This is a genomic window from Niastella populi (genome assembly GCF_002078015.1).
Lineage (GTDB): Bacteria > Bacteroidota > Bacteroidia > Chitinophagales > Chitinophagaceae > Niastella > Niastella populi.
On the sequence record NZ_LWBP01000133.1, the window covers coordinates 1 to 257 of the forward strand.

Consider the following 257-nt stretch of genomic DNA (forward strand, 5'->3'; position numbering starts at 1 on the left):
ATTTGCGCCAAAGTCGCCCAGGTAATTAAAGGTGATCTGTGGAATGAGTTTGCTCTCAAGCCCTGCCGGGCTTAAGTTGGTGAGCATACCGTAACCGATCCCTTTATTGGGGACACGTCGTAAATCTTCTTTTACACCTACTAAGCTTTCTATCTGATTTAAAGAACTGGATACATCCAATACAAATGGATAAAACGTAGTAAACCAGCCAACCGTTCTGCTGATGTCTACACCTTCGATAATTTCTTCTCTTCCAT

Annotated in this window: 1 protein-coding gene; it reads right to left on the reverse strand. The window is 42.4% G+C overall.

Annotated features, from left to right (window positions below; genetic code table 11):
* Positions 1-257: condensation domain-containing protein (locus A4R26_RS12305; RefSeq protein WP_207625738.1), on the reverse strand; the 257-nt coding region annotated here is incomplete at both ends.